The organism is Bradyrhizobium sp. BR2003, from assembly GCF_009720285.1.
In the GTDB taxonomy this organism is placed as follows: Bacteria; Pseudomonadota; Alphaproteobacteria; order Rhizobiales; family Xanthobacteraceae; genus Bradyrhizobium; species Bradyrhizobium elkanii.
In genome coordinates, this window is the sequence record NZ_SMYJ01000033.1 from 1 (window position 1) to 18,018 (window position 18,018).

An 18,018-nucleotide genomic window follows, 5' to 3' on the forward strand; every position below is an offset into this window, starting at 1 on the left:
CCGCTGCTCCTCATTCGAGCGGCCAGGTCCAACGAGCGGGATAACCAGCTTGAATGCGCTTTGAGGGAGGGCTCCCCCGGCCCTCCCGTACTCGGTTAATTGCCAACCCACACGTTGCCGTTCGCGTCTAAATCGTTCTTCGGGTTGTAACCGGACTCGCGAAGATTCCGCATACGCATCGCGCGGTCGCTGACATCGCCATTCAGACTGGCGTTGGCGTTGAGCACGGCAGGACTCAGTGCGGTACCCATCACGAGGCGTTGGTGGGTCCGGTGTTGTGCTGTCCGTGCGTCGGCGAATGCCGCCGTGGAGAGCGAAGCAACTGCGATCGAAACAAGAATGATTTTCGTCATGGTCAGCTCCTGTGAAAGTAACCAGCTGAGCTTTCAATCGCTTCCAGAAAATACGTTCTCGCGCCGAATGTGAGAATCGCCACAGCCCGGCGGCGATCACGATCGATCAGACTAGCAGGCAGAAGCCAGCGCTTCTTGGACGCCCGCGCACAGCGTCGCGGGACGTCCGTGCGCAAATCGCAAACGTCAACTTGTAGTGATCCAGATGCGCCGCCGCGTTGATGGCACAAAGTGAATAGTGGCTGACCGCCGCAGTCCACGTCGGCGTTCGCATCGATGAGTCCCGGGTCGCGCTTCCGCCTTCACTCTTCGAGCTTCGGCGAGACAAGTCGATGACCCGGGACGACGTTGGAGTTGGTGACGCCCCTCACCTCGGCGTCAGCGTGATTGCTTCCGCGGTTGCGGCTTCCACCGCGCCGCGGCTGTAGAGCAGCGGCACATACTGACCCGTCGCCCACAGCGGCGCGAGGTCGCGGTAGTGGCCGCTGAAGGGATCGCCGGATTGGCCAGGCGTGTTGACGGCGCGGCTCGCATCCCAATTGCCGACATCGAGCACCATGCGGAATGAAGCGCCGGAGATCAGATGATAGTCGGAGCGGCGATAGGTGGCGGCGCGCGGCACGTTGGCGGCGCCGCCAAAGGCGAGCGGACCGACCTGCATCTGCGCCGCGGTCGCCTTGTCGGCGAGCGGCATCAGCGCGTGATTGAATTGCGCGACGTGCAGCCGGCCCCAGCGCCAGGTCGACGCATCGGGACCGAGCTTGTCGGCAACGTCGGCGACCGCCTCGCCGAGGCTGTCGCGCAGCACGCGGTCGCGCTCGGCTGAGGGATCGCTGCCGAGCGCGGCGTCGGGCTTTTCGAGATAGCCGACAATGGCGGAGATGCTGGAGGCTTCCGGCGCGATCAGCTCGGCCGCCTTCGGCGCGGTGGTCTTGAGCAACACCGGGCCGAGATGGTTTGCGATCCACACCTCGTAGACCGCGGCGGCCGCGCTGTCGGCCGCGTCGCGCGCATCCCACGCCTTGAGCAGATCGAGGCCCTTCCTGACGTTCGCATCATCCGACGTGAGCGGCTTCAGCAGCGCGACGAGGCGCCGCGCGAGCATGCCGGTGTCGTCGTTCTGCAGCGCCATCGCGTCCGCCAGCGTCACCTTGCTGTTGGCCTGCAGCACCTCGGTGATGCGCTGCCAGCGCGCGCTGTCGGCCCATTCGAAGCCGACCCTGCGCTCCGCCACCGGATAATCCGCCGGCAGGTTCATCTGGTTGGCGGTGGCGATGAAGCCCTGCTTCGGCTGATACAGCTTCGGCAGCTCGTCGAGCGACAGAAAGCCCTGCCACTCGTAGCGGCCGTCGCCGGGCACCGGCATCAGGCCGTCAAAACTGGTGCGGCGCGGCGTCTTGCCGGCGGCGACCCAGCCGATGTTGCCGCTGGTATCGGCATAGACCTGGTTCTCCGACGGCGCGCCCCAGCGCCGCATCGCGCCGAGGAAGCCATTCCAGCTTCTTGCCGTCATGTAGTCGGATGAGCCGAAATAGGCCGAGGTGCCCGGCTCGAACCAGATCGAGCGCACGGCGAACGCATGCTTCTTGTCGGCGTCGACGAAGATCACCGGGCCGTGGCGGGTAAACTTCAGCTCGAACTCGCGGTCGGCCTCGCCCTTCACCGCCTCCTTCTCATGCACGATCCTCATGTCCTCCCAGCCGGTGCCGTAAGGGTACTGGTTCGGATTGTCTGACTTGAGCTCGTAGACGTAGAGGTCTTCCTGGTCGACGTTGAAGATGGTCAGCCCGAACGCGATGGTGTCGTTGTGGCCGATCGAGATGCCCGGCAGCGCCGGCTCGCCGGCGCCGATTACGGAGATGCCGGGCGCGTTGAGGCCGACGATGTAGCGCAGCGACGGCACCGAGTGCTCGCGATGCGGATCGTTGGCGAGGATCGGACGTCCGGTCGCGGTGCGCGATGCCGCGATCACCCAGTTGTTGGAGCCGATGGTGTCGCGCTGCTGGTCGGCCTCGGCGAGGTACGTGTCGGGATCATGCGCCAGGGCCGCCTTCTGGTCCTTCGGCGCGGCGAACTTCACGGGCCGCGTGGCAAGATCGTAGGCGGCGAGCACCGCCTTCGGCACGCTGCAGGGATCGAGGCCATCGGGGATCCTGGTGGTCCAGGCCGGCTCCAGCTTGACGCGGAAGCGATCGGCATCGAGGCCGGCAGCGCAGGCCACCCGCGAGCGCTTCACCTCGGAGGCGACGTTGCGGGTCAGACCATGGCTGCGGACGCGCACGACATCCTCCGCCGACCACAGGTCAGGCATCGTGCCTGCGATCCTGAACTCGATCGGCAACGCGCGCTTGCCCGCCTGGACGTCGGCGACATAGGCATTGACGCCGGCGACGAACGCCTCCGCATAGGATTTCGCCTTCGGACCATAGGCGGCCCATTCCGCATTCATGTCGCCGCGATAGAGGAACAGGCGCAGCGCCTTGTCCTGCTCCGCATAGGCGGGCCCAAAGTCCTTCGCCAGCAGGCCGAGTCCGCGCTTGCGCCAGAGATCGATCTGCCAGAGCCGGTCACGCGCGGCGTTGAAGCCTTGCAGGAAGAACAGGTCGTGCTCGTTGCCGGCATAGATGTGCGGGATGCCCCAGACATCAACCAGGATCTGGCCCGGTGCCTTCAGCCCCACGACGTCGGTCTCGACCTCGCGCGCCGCGACGAGCGGGCTCGGCTTCTCGCGCGCGGTGGCGGGTGCGGCGAGTATTGCGGCACAGAGTGCGGCGGTGAGTAGCTTGGCGACGCGGTTGAGATCCGTGTTCATGTTGTTCTCCGATGGTTGTTATTGGTTATGAGGCGTCTTCAGCCGCAGTGGTGGTCCGCCCCCTCTCCCGCTTGCGGGTCGCGACGAGCAAAGCTCGCGCTGAGAGGGCCGGGGTGGGGGTGTCGCTGCGATGGGACTGGTCATGATGCGGGGAGAGCCCCCACCCGCATTGCATCTCCGACGCAATGCGACCTGCCCCGCAAGCGGGAGAGGTGCAGCGAGCTTGCCGCAACATCAGATCATTACTACTCCCCCTCGTCGCTCGCCAGCACGCCCTTCACGGCGCGTGCCCAGCCGGCGAGCTTGCGCTCGCGCGTCGCCTGGCTCATCGCCGGCCGGAAGCGGTGCTCGAGTCGCCAATTGTCGGCGAACTTGGCGGGCTCCGGATAGACGCCGGCGTCGAGGCCGGCGAGGTAGGCGGCCCCGAGCGCCGTGGTTTCCTGGATCATCGGGCGATCGACCGGGGCGTTGAGCAGATCGGCGAGCCGCTGCATGGTCCAGTCCGAGGCGGTCATGCCGCCATCGACGCGCAGCACGGTGTTGGCGGCGTTGGCCTCCGGCCAGTCGGTGCGCATCGCGGCCCACAGATCGAAGGTCTGGTAACAGACGCTCTCCAGCGTCGCATGCGCGAGCTCGGCCGGACCGGTGTTGCGGGTCAGCCCGAACAGCGCGCCGCGCACGCGCGGATTCCAGTACGGCGCGCCCATGCCGACAAAGGCGGGCACCAGGTACACGCTCTGCATGGAGTCGGATTTGTCGGCAAGCGGCCCGGTCTCGGCGGCGTGCTTGATGATGCCGAGCCCGTCGCGCAGCCACTGCACCGCACTGCCGGCGACGAAGATCGAACCTTCGAGCGCATAGGTGCGCTGGCCGCCGAGCTGGTAGGCGATCGTGGTGAGCAGCTTGTTCTTCGAAGCCACCGGCGTGGTGCCGGTGTTAAGCAGCGCGAAGCAGCCGGTGCCGTAGGTCGACTTCATCATGCCGGGCTCGAAGCAGGCCTGGCCGATGGTCGCGGCCTGCTGGTCGCCGGCAATCCCTGAGATCGCGATCGGCCCGCCGAACAGATCTGCGGTGCTCTCGCCGAACCGCGCGGAGGAATCCTTCACCTCGGGAAGCATCGAGCGCGGCACGCGCAGCAGCTTGACGAGGTCATCGTCCCAGGCGCCGGTGTGGATGTTGAACAACAGCGTGCGCGAGGCGTTGGTGGCGTCGGTGGCGTGGACTCTCCCGCCGGTGAGCCGCCACAAGAGATAGCAGTCGACGGTGCCGAACAGCAGTTCGCCGCGCTCGGCGCGCTCGCGCGCGCCCGGCACGTGATCGAGGATCCAGGCGACTTTTGTCCCCGAGAAATAGGGATCGATGATCAGACCGGTCTTCGCCGAAATCGCCGGCTCATGGCCGTCCGCCTTGAGTTTTGCGCAGATGTCGGCGGTGCGGCGGTCCTGCCAGACGATGGCGCGGTGCACCGCTTGTCCGGTGGCGCGGTCCCACACCACGGTGGTCTCGCGCTGGTTGGTGATGCCGATCGCGGCGATGTCCTTCGCCTTGAGGCCGGCCTTCTCAAGCGCCTCGCGGCACACCATCACGGTCGAGGTCCAGATGTCCTCCGGCTCGTGCTCGACCCAGCCGGAGGCCGGGAAATGCTGCGGAAACTCCTGCTGCGCGACGGCGGCGATGGAGATGTCGCCGCGAAACACCATGGCGCGCGACGATGTGGTGCCCTGATCGATGGCCAGCACGAAAGACATGAGCGTTTCCCTTGAGGCTTGGGTGCAGGCGCCAAGGGAGCGGATTACCACGGCGAGGTCAAGATTGGAGGCGGGCGTGGCCGGATGGTCGAGGCAAGAGTCCGCGACGGTATCAGTCCCTCATCCTGAGGTGCGAGCGGAGCGAGCCTCGAAGGATGCACGGCCCCCCAAGTCGGGCCGTCGACCCTTCGAGGGCCGCTGAGGAAGCGGCCACCTCAGGGTGACGGTAATAGAGCGAACGCAAGAGAGAGACAGCGTCCGATCACATCGGCCGGTAGGTTCTGACGTCGGCGGGGACGTTGACGCCGATCTTGATCGCACCGACCGAGCGGATGATGTCGTCGCCGAGCAGCTGGGCGAAGCAGGCGTAGCCCCAGTCGTTCATGTGCAGGCCGTCGGCAGTGACGAAATCGGTGATCGGGATCGCCTGTCTCTCGTGCCAGTCGCGCATCACCTCGAAGCGCGGGAAGATGCCGACATGGCGCAGCGCGGCGATGCGGCCGAGCAGCTTCACCATGCCGCGCGCGCTTTCGGGACGCTCGGTGACGCGCGGCGAATATTGCGGATCGACCAGCACGACGTCGGCGCCGGACGCCTGAAGGCGCGCCACGCCGTCCTCGACCTGTTTGGCGGTCTCGGCAGGATCGAGGTTGCGCAGCACCGCGTTGGTGCCGACCTGCCAGATCACCATGTCGGGATGGACGTCGATCACTTCGGTTTGCAGCCGCGCCATCATCTCGGGCGCGTCCTCGCCGCCCTTGCCGCGATTGAGCACGGTGATGTCGGCGGACGGATACTGCCGGCGCAACTGTCCGGCGAGCCGGTTCGGATAGGTGAATTCCGGCGCCGACGATCCATAGCCCTGGGTCGAGGACGAGCCGAACGCGATGATGACGACCGGCTTGCCGGCGGCGAGCTTGGCCGCGACATGCGGCAGCGAGCCGGTGCTGTTCGGTACGCCCTTGGGCTGATGACAGGGCACGCGGTGGAAGATGTCGCTGGCGGATTTCGCGGCCTGCTTCACCTTGTCGAGCGCCTTCGCCGCGACGCCGGATTGCGGCGGATTGGTCGCATCGGCCGTCGCAGCGGGCTGCGTCGCATCAGGCTTTGCAGCGTCGGTCTTGCCGCCGGACGAAAGCGCTGCATGCTGGTCGGCCTGCCCGGTCTGCGCGCGCGACGGCGCGACCGCGAGCAGTGCCAGCGCCGCAGCGGCGCACAGACTCCGCCCTGCGGAAGCGCGAAAAGGGAAGGCGAAACGCATTTACTCTGCTTCCTCTAGTTCTGCTGCACCGGGCCGAGATGGGCCGCATCGATCACGAATTTCGCCAGTGCGCGGCCGAGACAGGCATGAACCTTCTTGGCCAGATCGACACCATGCGAGGTGCTGAACAGGTCAAAATATCCGGCGTCGCTCCACTGCTTCATAATCGCGAACCGGTCGAACAGCGGAACGTCGTGCTGCTGCGCCACCACCTTCATGTTGTCGAGATATGGCGGCGCAGAGATCATCGTCTCCGTACGCGGGCTGTATTGCAAATTGACCAGCACCACGTCGGTCCCGGCGTCCCGCAACGCAACAACGCCTTCGTTGATGGCGGTACGGAAATCATCGGGATCGACCGCTCGCATAGCATCGACCGTTCCGGTCTGCCAGATAACCAAAGTAGGCTTTTTTGCTTCAACAAGCTTAACAAGAGTTCCCGCGGTCTCCTCGGCGGTGCTCTTTCCCTGTAGTTCTACGGATAAATCGATGGTCGACGACGGCAACGCTTCCTTCAGCGCCTCCTGCAGCGTGGCCGGATAGGCGCTCGCCTCGTTGCCCTGGATGGTCGAGGAGCGGCTGCCGACCACCAGCACGTTGAGCGTCCGGTTGGACTTGATGGCGTCGGTGACCTTGGGCAGCGAGCTATCGCTCGAAAGCAGATAGGCGGGCACGTCGCAAGGCGGCGGCGGTGCCGGCTCCGCCGTGTCGCCGGCGCGCGCGGGCGCCACCGCCAAACCGGCCGTCAGGCAGGCTGCGAGCAGCGTCAGGCCCAGCATCGTCCGTGCGGACTTCATGCTCCCCCTCCCGCCATATCGGCGTTGCCGGCGGCGCCTTTTTTCGAGGCGCCTTTGTCGGCGGAGTGCTTGTACCACGAAATGATCCACGCCATGCCGCACATGATGAGGATGCCGCAGACGCTGATCAAGGCGTGCAGTGCGGCACCGCCGGATACTTCGGCAAGCACGAAGTGACCGGCGAAGGCGAGGAAGACCCCGAGGCAGAATATCTCAAGCGAGTGCTGGCCACACAGGATCAAAGGTCGCAGCCAGGGCGATTTCAGCCCCGGCCAGTCCTTGGGCAGGAAGCGCACGGTGAGCGCAGCGAGCGCCAGGAAGTGCGCGAACCGCAACACGTCCAGGTCAGTCTTGTTGATCGGATACATCCATTGCTCGATCACCTTCGGCATGATGTGGCCGAGCTGCGGCACGTACCAGGTCAGCGTCACGAAGAACGCCGCGACCAGATAGACGATGCAGATCCACATCGTGATGTTCGACGACAGGATGCGCGACATCCGCCGCGCGCCGCCGAGCGCACACCAGGCGCCGAACACGAACAGCAATTGCCAGGCGAACGGATTGAACGCCCAGAAGCCGTTCGGATAGGCCGAGAGATAGAGGTCGAACTGCCAGGTCAGCGCGTAGAGCAGGACCGAGAGGCCGAGCGTGACGTCGGGCTTCCATTTCATCAGCCACAGGATCAGCGGCAGGAACAGCATCAAGACGATATAGAGCGGCAGCACGTCCATGTTGACGGGACGGAAGCGCAGCAGCAGCGCCTGCACGATGGTGACGTCGGGCTGCTTGAGGAAGTCCATGATCCCCATTTCCTCGCTGTAGAGCGGGTTCTCGAACGAGGTCGCGACATAGGAGATCTCGGCGAGGAAGATCGTGAACAGGAAGACATGCGCGACATAGATCTGCCAGACCCGGCGCAGGATGCGCGCGGTCGCGATCACGAAGCCGCCCTCCAGCATGGCGCGGCCGTAGACGAAGGCCGCGGTGTAGCCGGAGATGAAGATGAAGATCTCGGTGGCGTCGGAGAAGCCGTAATTGCGGATCGTCAGCCAGGTCAGAAGATTGGTCGGCAGATGATCGATGAAGATCAGCCACAGCGCGAGCCCGCGGAACAGATCGAGGCGGAGCTCGCGCTCGCCGGTCGCCGGCAGCGTGATCGCGGGCGCAGCAACCTTCGCCTCGGCCTCAGCCTTTACTTCGGCCTTGGTCTCAGCCACCGGCGAACCGGCTATGGGGTCGGCAATCGAGCTCATCAAACACCGTGTCGGCTGCGGACGCCCCGCACGCCGTGCTGAAAAGATAATATCGGTCCGCGAGTTGCCGACAAAGCACGGAGTGCGGCGGCATGCGGCCGCGCTTTAGAGCGGAACTATGTTGAAACCACGATGAACGGACTGCCCTTGGGCCGCCTTTTCAGGGCCCCGCAGGCGATTGGTTCCGGCGGTTCAATTGGCTATGATGGCGCCCTGTTCGAGCATGATCCGGCCGAAAACGGACCATGCGCCAGGACCATCGGATTGAGCCGCATGTACCGCGCCGTTACCCGCCAGATCGAAGTCACCGTCGAGCCGAACTTCATGCCGGAGCGCTCGTCGGTCGACCGGCGCGAATATTTCTGGTCGTACAGGATCGTGATCGTCAATTCGGGCCCGGAAACCGTGCAGCTGCGGACGCGGCACTGGATCATCACCGACGCCACCGGCCGCCGCCAGGAGGTGCGCGGCGAGGGCGTGGTCGGCGAGCAGCCGGTGCTCGCACCCGGCGAGCGCTTCGAATATACGAGCGGCGTGCCGCTGCCGACCGCCTCCGGCTTCATGACCGGCAGCTACCAGATGGTCACCGAAGCTGGCGAGCGTTTCGACATCGACGTGCCGACATTCTCGCTGGATAGCCCGGGCCCGGGCGGCAAAAGGGTGTTGAACTGACGCGCAGCAATGCACGTCATCGCCGGGCTTGACCCGGCGATCCATCGCTTCAAAAACGTTTTCCTATGATGGATGGCCGGGTCGAGCCCGGCCATGACGAAGGTCGCCTATGACTCCACGCCGGCTTCCTGCGGCGTGAACTCATAGACCGACGAGCAGAACTCGCAGGTCACGACGACCTTGCCGTCCTTGACCATCTCGGCGCGGTCGTTCGGCGCGAAGCTCTTCAGCATCGACGACACCGCATCGCGCGAGCAGGAGCACTGCGCGCGCAGCGTTTGCGGGTTGAAGACGCGCACGCCGCGCTCGTGGAACAGGCGATAGAGCAGCCGCTCGCCGGACAGATCGGGATCGATCAACTCGACATCCTCGACCGTCGAGATCAGCGACTGACCCTCGACCCACGCATCGTCATCCGGCACGGAATGCGCGGCGGTGCCTTCCGGCGCATCGCCGGGATGCAGATCGGCCTGCTTGGCGCGCTCGGGCGACTTGGGCAGGAATTGCAGCAGGATGCCGCCGGCGCGCCAGCGCAGCTTGCCACCCTCGCCGCCGCGCATCTCCTCGCCGACCGCAAGGCGCACCCGCGTCGGGATCTGCTCCGAGCGCAGGAAATATTCATGGGCTGCCTCTTCCAGGCCGCCACCGTCGAGCGCGACCAGTCCCTGGTAGCGGCTGGTGTTGGAGCCCTGATCGATGGTCATCGCAAGGTGGCCCTTGCCGAGCAGCTCGCCCGAGCTCTGACCATTCTTGAGGCGCGATGCGTCGTAGCGCGCATAGGCGCGCAGCCGATCAGGCGCCTGGAAATCGACGATCAGGAGCGAGACCGGACCTTCGGTCCGGGTCTGCAGAATGAAGCGGCCCTCGAACTTGACCGACGAGCCGAGCAGCGTGGTCAGCACAATAGCCTCGCCGAGCAGCTTGCCGACCGCGGGCGGATAATCGTGCTTGTGCAGGATCTCGTCGAGCGCGGGGCCGAGCCGGGTCAGCCGGCCGCGCAGGTCCAGCGCGCCGACCTCGAAGGCCAGCACGGCATCGTCGACAGGAATCGCTGAGGGCGCGCGAACCGGCGCCTCGGGCGTGATTTTGATGTCGGGAGATTGTGAAACCATGGCGCTCTATCTGGGGTCTCGGACCGCAAAACGAAAGGGGTTCACCGGAACGGATCTATCCGTCGTCCCTGCGAAAGCAGGGACCCATAACCACCAATGTGAGTTGCTGCATCAAGCTGGGGCCCCAGCCTTCACAACAATTGACAGCGGTGGTTATGGGTCCCGGGTCGCACTTCGCTTGCCCGGGACGACAACGCTTACTGATCTACGACTACACGACCGCGTCGAAACACCAGGCCAGGATGCCCTTCTGCGCATGCAGGCGGTTTTCCGCCTCGTCGAACACCACGGATTGCGGCCCGTCGATCACCTCGTCGGTGACCTCCTCGCCGCGATGCGCGGGCAGGCAATGCATGAACAGCGCGTCCGGCTTGGCGAGCGACATCAGCTTGGCATTGACCTGATAGGGCCGCAGCACGTTGTGGCGGTGCTCGCCCTCCTTGTCGCCCATCGACACCCAGGTGTCGGTGACGACGCAGTCGGCGCCGCGCACGGCGGCCTCCGGATCGCTGCCGAGCATGATCGGCGCGCCGGTCGCCTTGATCCAGTCGCGCATCGGCTTCTTCGGCGACAGTTCCGGCGGGGTCGCGACATTGAGCTGGAACTTGAACCGCTCGGCGGCATGCGCCCAGGAGGCCAGCACGTTGTTGTCGTCGCCGGTCCAGGCCACGGTCTTGCCCTCGATCGAGCCGCGATTTTCCTCATAGGTCATGAGGTCGGCCATCACCTGGCAGGGATGCGAACGCCGGGTCAGGCCGTTGATGACGGGGACGGTGGCGTGGGCCGCGAGCTCGAGCAGCGCGTCATGGTTGAGGATGCGGATCATGATCGCATCGACATAGCGCGACAGCACGCGCGCGGTGTCGGCGATGGTCTCACCGCGGCCGAGCTGCATCTCGGCACCGGTCAGCATGATGGATTCACCGCCGAGCTGGCGCATGCCGACGTCGAACGACACCCTTGTGCGGGTCGACGGGCGCTCGAAGATCATCGCCAGCGTCTTGCCTTCGAGCGGCTTCCTGCCCTTCTCATGCGCCTTCAGCTTCGCCTTCATGGCGGCTCCGGCGGACAGCATGTTGCGCAGCTCGCCGAGCGGCAGCTCGTTGATATCGAGGAAGTGACGGACCGGCTTGCTCATCATCCCGCCGCCTTCTTCGGCTGGACCGCCGACAGCACAGAGCACGCGCGCTCGAGCGCGGTGATCGACGTATCGATCTCGGCCTCGGTCACGATCAGCGGCGCCAGGAACCGCACCACATTGTCGCCGGCGCCGACGGTAAGCAGCTTCTCGTTGCGCAGTGCTGCGATCAGGTCGCCCGACGGCACCACCGCCTTGACGCCGATCAACAGCCCCTCGCCGCGCACCTCCGACAGCACACCGGGATAGCGGTCGACGACGGACGCGAGCTTCTGCTTGAGCAAGAGCGACATCTTCTGCACATGCTCGAAGAAGCCGGGTTTCAGCATGACGTCGAGCACGGCATTGGCGGCGGCGACCGCGAGCGGATTGCCGCCGAAGGTCGAGCCGTGCGAGCCGGGCGCCATGCCTTCGGCCGCTTTCGCGGTCGCCAGCACCGCGCCGATCGGGAAACCGCCGCCGAGCGCCTTGGCCAGCGACATCACATCCGGCGTGACGCCGGTGCGCTTGTAGGCGAACAGCTCGCCGGTGCGCCCCATGCCGGTCTGCACCTCGTCGAATGCCAGCAGCAGGCCATGCTCGTCGCACAGCGCGCGCAGCGCCTTGAAGAACGCCTGCGGCGCCGAGCGCACGCCGCCCTCGCCCTGCACCGGCTCGATCAGGATGCCGGCGGTGTGCGGACCGATCGCCTTCTTCACCGCCTCGATGTCGCCATGCGGCACCTGGTCGAAGCCGTCCATCGGCGGGCCGAAGCCCTCGAGATATTTCGCCGAGCCGGTCGCCGCCAGCGTGCCCAGCGTGCGGCCGTGGAAGGCGCCCTCGAAGGTGATGATGCGGTAGCGCTCGCCATGGCCCTTGGAGAAGTGATAGTGGCGGACCAGCTTGATCACGCCCTCCATCGCTTCCGCGCCCGAATTGCAGAAGAACACGAAGTCGGCAAAGCTCTGCTCGCACAGCCGCGCGGCAAGCGCCTCGCCATCCGGGCTCTTGAACAGGTTCGACATGTGCCAGAGCTTGGTCGCCTGTTCCTGCAGCGCCTTGACCAGATGCGGATGCGCGTGCCCGAGCGCGTTGACCGCGACGCCCGAGGTGAAATCGAGATAACGGTCGCCGTTGGTTGCGATCAGCCAGGCGCCCTCACCGCGCTCGAAGCCGAGATCGACCCTGGCGAAGACGGGGAGCAGATGCGACGTGGCAGCGTTGGTCATGGCGTTCACTGACGGTTTTTAAGCCGACAATTGCCGCGCGCCTTGACGCCAGCGCAGCAACGGCCAGCTTCGGAAAACAAAACGGCCGCCTTTGCGGGCGGCACGTGGCGGGCATTCTATGCTGCGGTCAGTAAGTGTCAATCGCCACGAAGTGGCCTTCCTGCAATGCGAAACGAGCGCAATCCGGAGCATTCCGGTGCGGTGGAAAAGCCTCATCGCAACGCTTAACTGTGTGGGAACATGTGGACGCACGGCCGCGGACTCTTGCGCCAGAGTCACGCCATATTGTAGCGTTTGGCCTGTCGGGTACGACATCTCGTGCGGCAGTACTGGACCCTCTAAGTAGCCTTCGTGTCTCGCGTAACGTTCGGGCGCAACACCGTGCCCGGCGAGGGCTAAGGGATTCTGGCCGCAGGGATATTTGTCCAGATTGGCTCGCAGCGCCGCTCCAATGATTGGCCGGCGCTACGCGAAGGGAAGAATGCGATGACTGTATTGACCTGGTCCGACGATCGCGTCGAGCAGCTAAAGAAGCTCTGGGAGTCCGGCCTGTCGGCCAGCCAGATCGCGGCGGAACTTGGCAATGTGACGCGAAACGCCGTGATCGGCAAAGTGCATCGGCTCGGCCTCTCCGGCCGCGCCAAGGCACCCTCGACGGCCGCGCCGCGGCAGCGCAAGGCCCGCCCTGCCCAGCACATGATGCGGGTGGCGCGGCCGGTGTCGCGCGGCAACACCGCGCTGGCGCACTCCTTCGAGGTCGAGATGGAGCCCGATCCGATCTCCTACGACAATGTGGTGCCGATGAGCCAGCGGCTGTCGCTGCTCGAGCTCAACGAGGCCACCTGTCACTGGCCGGTCGGCGATCCCTCGAGCCCGGAATTCTTCTTCTGCGGCGGCAAGGCGCTCGCCGGCCTGCCCTATTGCGCGCATCACTCGCGCGTCGCCTACCAGCCCGCCGCCGACCGCCGCCGGCCGTCGGCGAAACCGCAGATCAAGTGAGCACTCGGGAAACTACGGAAGACCTGAAAAACAAATCCCCGCGAAAGCGGGGATTTTTTTGTGGCTCGTAGCCCGGATGCATTACCCGCGTCGCCCCGGCGAAAGTCGGGACCCATACGCCGCGGCCGGCGCAATCGGCAAGCGGCCAGACGGCTTTCTAACAACACCCATTGGTGGTTATGGGTCCGGCTTTCGCCGGGACGACGCCATGTCACGGCTTGTGATGGCCACGCGCCCGTTACGGCTGCGGCTCGGCCTTGGCAAAGCGGTCGTCGAGCGCGTAGCCCGCGCCGCGCACGGTGCGGATCGGATCCTGCTCGCGGCCGGGATTGAGCAGCTTGCGCAGGCGGCCGATATGCACGTCGACGGTGCGCTCATCTATGTAGATGTCGCGGCCCCAGACGCTGTCGAGCAGCTGCTCGCGGCTGAACACGCGGCCGGGATGCTCGAGGAAGAATTCGAGCAGGCGATACTCGGTCGGCCCGAGATCGATCGGACGGCCCGAGCGCGCCACGCGGCGCTTCTCGCGGTCAAGCTCGATGTCGCCATAGGTCAGCACGGTCGCAAGCCGCTCCGGGCTCGCGCGGCGCAACAGGCCCTTCACCCGCGCCAGCAGTTCCGGCACCGAGAACGGCTTGACGATGTAATCGTCGGCGCCGGTAGCAAGCCCGCGCACGCGCTCGCTTTCCTCGCCGCGCGCGGTCAGCATGATGATCGGAAGCTGCTTGGTCTCGGGCCGCGCCCGCAGGCGGCGGCACAGCTCGATGCCGGACAGGCCCGGCAGCATCCAGTCGAGGACCACGAGGTCGGGAACGCGCTCCTTCAGCCTCGTGTCGGCATCGTCGCCGCGCCCCACCGTCTCGACATCGTAGCCTTCCGCATCGAGGTTGTAGCGCAACAGCGTCGTCAGCGCTTCCTCGTCTTCGACTACCAGAATGCGTGCGCTCATCGGTTTAAGTTCTTTCTCTGTGGTGATCCGTTGCCCAGACGCAAACCGAAACGCTTACTTCCTCGAGCATAGTCCCCGCGGAAACGATTTGTCGCGAGGATCATCCGTTTCGCTCTTGCCGGTTCCGCGCTTGCCGATCATGCCTCAGTTGCCCGGCACCGTGGTGGCAAAAGTGGTCATGTCCCCCTTCGGGCGCTTGTCGGTGATCTGCTGGCCCTCGATCATGTAGAACACGGTCTCGGCGATATTGGTGGCGTGATCGCCGATCCGCTCGATGTTCTTGGCGCAGAACATCAGATGGATGCAGAACGAGATGTTGCGCGGATCTTCCATCATGTAGGTGAGCAGTTCGCGGAACAGCGAGGTGCAGATCGCATCGACCTCCTCGTCGCCCTTCCAGACGTTCATCGCCGCCGGCAGGTCGTGCGCGGCGTAGGCGTCGAGCACCGACTTGACCTGCGACAGCACGAGGTCGGTCATGTGCTCGAGGCCGCGGATCAGCTTCAGCGGCTGGAAATCGCTCTCCAGCGCCGCGACGCGCTTGCCCATGTTCTTGGCGAGGTCGCCGATCCGCTCGAGGTCGGTCGCGACGCGCATCGCGCTGACGATCTCGCGCAGGTCGATCGCCATCGGCTGGCGGCGCGCGATCGTCAGCACCGCGCGCTCTTCGATGTTGCGCTGCAGATTGTCGATCTCGATGTCGGCGGCGACCACGCGCTTGCCGAGCGCGACGTCGCGACGGATCAGCGCGTCGACCGACTCGGTAATCATCCGCTCGACCAAGCCGCCCATCTCGGCGACCAGGCGGGTCAACTCCTGCAGGTCGCTGTCGAATGCCTTGGCGGTATGTTCAGAAGCCATCGCTTGTCTCCCTCAACCATGATCCCGGGGATCATGGTTTCGTGTCCTGAATTTTAGCATGATCCGATCGGAAAACCGGTTCCCACTTTTCGGATCAAGCTCTAGCCGAACCGGCCGGTGATGTAGTCCTGGGTGCGCCGATCGCTCGGTGAGGTGAAGATCTTGTTGGTGTCGTCGAACTCGATCAGCTCACCGAGATACATGAAGGCGGTCTTGTCGGAGACGCGCGCCGCCTGCTGCATGTTGTGAGTGACGATCGCGATCGTGTAGTCCTCGGAGAGCTCCTGGATCAGCTCCTCGACCTTGGCGGTCGAGATCGGGTCGAGCGCCGAGCACGGCTCGTCGAACAGGATCACCTCGGGGCGCACCGCCACGGTGCGCGCGATGCACAGGCGCTGCTGCTGGCCGCCGGAGAGCGACAGGCCGGAGGCATTCAGCTTGTCCTTGACCTCGTTCCACAGCGCGCCGCCGCGCAACGCCTTCTCGACCCGGTCGTCCATCTCGGACTTCGAGATCTTCTCGTAGAGGCGGATGCCGAAGGCGATGTTCTCGTAGATCGTCATCGGGAACGGCGTCGGCTTCTGGAACACCATGCCGACCCGCGCGCGCAGCAAGTTGAGGTCGAGCTTGGGGTCGAGAATGTTGGTCTGGTCCAGCATCAGCTGGCCGACCGCGCGCTGGCCCGGATAGAGGTCGTACATCCGGTTGAAGATGCGCAGCAGGGTCGACTTGCCGCAGCCGGACGGGCCGATGAACGCCGTGACGCGGTTGGTGCCGAGCGTCAGGTTGATGTTCTTCAGCGCATGGTGTTCGCCGTAGTAGAAGTTGAGGTTGCGCACCGTGACTTTCGGCGGCGCTTCAGGCAGCGGAACCTGGGGAACGTGGCCCGCGGCAGTCGTGGAGACGGAAAGCTCGGTCATTTTGCGGCCCTTTCGGCACCAAGGATACGCGCGCCGATATTCAACGCGAGCACGGTGAATGTGATGAGCAGCGCACCGCTCCACGCCAGCTCTTTCCAGTAGGCGTAGGGGCTCTGCACGAAGTTGTTGATGGTCACCGGCAGGTTGGCCATCGTCTTGGTCAGGTCCAGGCTGAAGAACTGGTTCGACAGCGCGGTGAACAGCAGCGGCGCGGTCTCACCGGCGACGCGGGCGGTCGCCAGCAGCACGCCGGTGATCAGGCCGCTGCGCGCAGCACGATAAGCGATCCGCTTGATCACCAGCGAACGCGGCAGGCCGAGCGCGGAGGCGGCCTCGCGCAGCGGATTGGGCACCAGGAGCAGCATGTCCTCGGTGGTGCGCAGCACGACCGGGATGACGATCACCGCGAGCGCGAGGCTGCCTGCGATCGCCGAGAAGCCGCGCATCGGCACCACCACCGCGCCATAGATGAACAGGCCGATGATGATCGAGGGCGCGCTGAGCAGGATGTCGTTGATGAAGCGGATCACCGAAGTCAGCTTGTCGTTCTTGCCGTATTCGGCAAGGTAGGTGCCGGCGAACAGGCCGAGCGGCGCGCCGATGCCGACGCCGATCACGGTCATGATGAGCGAGCCGACGATGGCGTTGAGCAGGCCGCCTTCGGTCGAGCCGGGCGGCGGCGTGTTCTGGGTGAACAGCTGTACGCTGAGGCCGGCAATGCCGTTATAGAGCAGCGTGATCAGGATCAGCGCCAGCCAGGTGACGCCGAACAGCGCCGCGCCGACACAGAGTGCGCGAATGACGATGTCGCTGCGGCGGCGGGATTTGTAGATCGGGTTCATGGCGTTACTTCCCCGCCTTCTTTTCAAGCCGCATCAGCATCAGCCGCGCGCCTGCGAGCACGAAGAAGGTCAGCACGAACAACAGCAGACCGAGCAGGATCAGGCCGGACTGGTGCAGGCCGTCGCTCTCGGCGAATTCGCTAGCGATCGCCGCCGAGATCGTGGTGCCCGGCGCGAAGATCGACGACGAGATCCGGAACGAATTGCCGATGATGAAGGTCACCGCCATGGTCTCGCCGAGGGCACGGCCGAGCGCCAGCATGATGCCGCCGATCACGCCGACGCGGGTGTAGGGGATCACGACGTTGCGGACGACTTCCCAGGTGGTGCAGCCCATGCCGTAGGCGGCTTCCTTCAGCACCGACGGCACGGTCTTGAACACGTCGACCGAGATCGCGGTGATGAAGGGCAGCACCATGATCGCAAGGATCAGCGCGGCGTTGAACAGGCTGAGATAGGACGGCGGGCCGGCGAACACCGCACCCAGCACCGGAACGCCTTCGAACATCCGGATCATGAAGGGCTGGAATGTGTTGGCCAGGAACGGGCCCAGCACGAAGAAGCCCCACATGCCGTAGATGATCGAGGGAATGCCGGCGAGCAGCTCGATCGCGATGCCGATCGGGCGGCGCAGCACTTGCGGGCAGAGCTCGGTGAGGAACACGGCGATGCCGATGCCGACCGGAATGGCGATCAGCATCGCGATGACCGAGGTGATCAGCGTGCCGTAGATCGGGCCGAGCGCGCCTAACACCGGCGGATCGGCCGACGGCGCCCAGCGCTGCGTCCACAGGAAGGCGAAGCCGTATTCCTTCATCGCCGGCCAGGCGCCGACGATCAGCGACAGGATGATGCCGCCGAGGATCAACAGGACCGAAATCGCCGAGATGCGGGTGATCCAATAGAAAGTGAGATCACCGAGCTTGAACGCGCTGAGGGCCTTGGCGCGATCGTAAGGTCCCGCGGCTTCCATCACATCGCTCTGAACAGCCATGTCTGCCACGCCAATCCCCTCTTTGGTATGCAAAAGCCACGCAAACCGCTACGCCCCGAAGCGATCTTCACTGACGCATTTGGCCGGGCGTCGTCG

General features: G+C 65.2%; 16 protein-coding genes. 2 read left to right on the forward strand and 14 right to left on the reverse strand.

The window, feature by feature from the left end; all coding sequences use genetic code 11:
- Positions 1-95 precede the first annotated feature (95 nt).
- The 6 genes from E2I15_RS28205 to E2I15_RS28230 form a co-directional block, all read right to left on the reverse strand.
- Entirely contained in the window at positions 96-353 is a 258-nt protein-coding gene (locus tag E2I15_RS28205) for a hypothetical protein (protein ID WP_137476625.1), read from the reverse strand.
- 367 nt (positions 354-720) lie between these two features.
- Positions 721-3,165 (reverse strand): penicillin acylase family protein, encoded by a 2,445-nt coding sequence (locus tag E2I15_RS28210; protein ID WP_137476624.1) that lies wholly within the window; start codon positions 3,163-3,165, stop codon positions 721-723.
- A 245-nt stretch (positions 3,166-3,410) separates the two neighbouring features.
- On the reverse strand, positions 3,411-4,913 hold the full coding sequence (gene glpK / locus E2I15_RS28215; RefSeq protein WP_137476623.1) for a glycerol kinase GlpK: 1,503 nt from the start codon (positions 4,911-4,913) through the stop codon (positions 3,411-3,413).
- Between the two features lie 262 nt (positions 4,914-5,175).
- Entirely contained in the window at positions 5,176-6,174 is a 999-nt protein-coding gene (locus tag E2I15_RS28220) for an SGNH/GDSL hydrolase family protein (RefSeq protein ID WP_137476622.1), read from the reverse strand.
- A gap of 14 nt (positions 6,175-6,188) precedes the next feature.
- Positions 6,189-6,971, reverse strand: a complete 783-nt coding sequence (locus E2I15_RS28225) for an SGNH/GDSL hydrolase family protein (RefSeq protein WP_137476621.1) — start codon at positions 6,969-6,971, stop codon at positions 6,189-6,191.
- Positions 6,968-8,227: an OpgC domain-containing protein gene (locus E2I15_RS28230; RefSeq protein WP_137476620.1), complete on the reverse strand. Its 1,260-nt coding sequence runs from the start codon at positions 8,225-8,227 to the stop codon at positions 6,968-6,970. Before E2I15_RS28230 ends, E2I15_RS28225 begins: the two co-directional genes overlap by 4 nt.
- A 273-nt stretch (positions 8,228-8,500) precedes the next feature.
- Between E2I15_RS28230 and apaG the strand changes: the two genes are divergently transcribed.
- A complete protein-coding gene (apaG, locus tag E2I15_RS28235; protein WP_137476619.1) occupies positions 8,501-8,899 on the forward strand; it encodes a Co2+/Mg2+ efflux facilitator ApaG/CorD in 399 nt (132 codons plus the stop codon).
- 107 nt (positions 8,900-9,006) lie between these two features.
- Here the strand turns inward: apaG and E2I15_RS28240 are convergent, their stop codons facing one another.
- The 3 genes from E2I15_RS28240 to E2I15_RS28250 form a co-directional block, all read right to left on the reverse strand.
- Positions 9,007-10,011 (reverse strand): Hsp33 family molecular chaperone, encoded by a 1,005-nt coding sequence (locus E2I15_RS28240; protein WP_137476618.1) that lies wholly within the window; start codon positions 10,009-10,011, stop codon positions 9,007-9,009.
- Between the two features lie 211 nt (positions 10,012-10,222).
- Entirely contained in the window at positions 10,223-11,149 is a 927-nt protein-coding gene (gene argF / locus E2I15_RS28245; protein WP_137476617.1) for an ornithine carbamoyltransferase, read from the reverse strand.
- Positions 11,149-12,357 (reverse strand): aspartate aminotransferase family protein, encoded by a 1,209-nt coding sequence (locus E2I15_RS28250; protein ID WP_155262610.1) that lies wholly within the window; start codon positions 12,355-12,357, stop codon positions 11,149-11,151. The genes argF and E2I15_RS28250 overlap by 1 nt, the downstream gene beginning before the upstream one ends.
- Before the next feature lie 486 nt (positions 12,358-12,843).
- On the opposite strand from E2I15_RS28250, the gene E2I15_RS28255 reads away from it, so the two are divergent.
- On the forward strand, positions 12,844-13,356 hold the full coding sequence (locus E2I15_RS28255) for a GcrA family cell cycle regulator (protein ID WP_137476615.1): 513 nt from the start codon (positions 12,844-12,846) through the stop codon (positions 13,354-13,356).
- Between the two features lie 238 nt (positions 13,357-13,594).
- Here E2I15_RS28255 and phoB read toward each other — a convergent pair whose 3' ends face one another.
- From phoB to pstC, 5 genes are all read right to left on the reverse strand, one after another.
- Entirely contained in the window at positions 13,595-14,305 is a 711-nt protein-coding gene (phoB, locus tag E2I15_RS28260) for a phosphate regulon transcriptional regulator PhoB (RefSeq protein WP_016844067.1), read from the reverse strand.
- A 144-nt stretch (positions 14,306-14,449) separates the two neighbouring features.
- The gene (gene phoU, locus E2I15_RS28265; RefSeq protein ID WP_016844066.1) at positions 14,450-15,166 is read right to left on the reverse strand and encodes a phosphate signaling complex protein PhoU; all 717 of its coding nucleotides are present in this window, start codon (positions 15,164-15,166) and stop codon (positions 14,450-14,452) included.
- Between the two features lie 101 nt (positions 15,167-15,267).
- Complete coding sequence (gene pstB / locus E2I15_RS28270) at positions 15,268-16,086, reverse strand: phosphate ABC transporter ATP-binding protein PstB (protein ID WP_016844065.1); 819 nt, start codon at positions 16,084-16,086, stop codon at positions 15,268-15,270.
- Positions 16,083-16,928 (reverse strand): phosphate ABC transporter permease PstA, encoded by an 846-nt coding sequence (gene pstA, locus E2I15_RS28275; RefSeq protein ID WP_137476614.1) that lies wholly within the window; start codon positions 16,926-16,928, stop codon positions 16,083-16,085. The genes pstB and pstA overlap by 4 nt, the downstream gene beginning before the upstream one ends.
- 4 nt (positions 16,929-16,932) lie before the next feature.
- Complete coding sequence (gene pstC, locus E2I15_RS28280; protein ID WP_155262611.1) at positions 16,933-17,922, reverse strand: phosphate ABC transporter permease subunit PstC; 990 nt, start codon at positions 17,920-17,922, stop codon at positions 16,933-16,935.
- Positions 17,923-18,018: the final 96 nt, after the last annotated feature.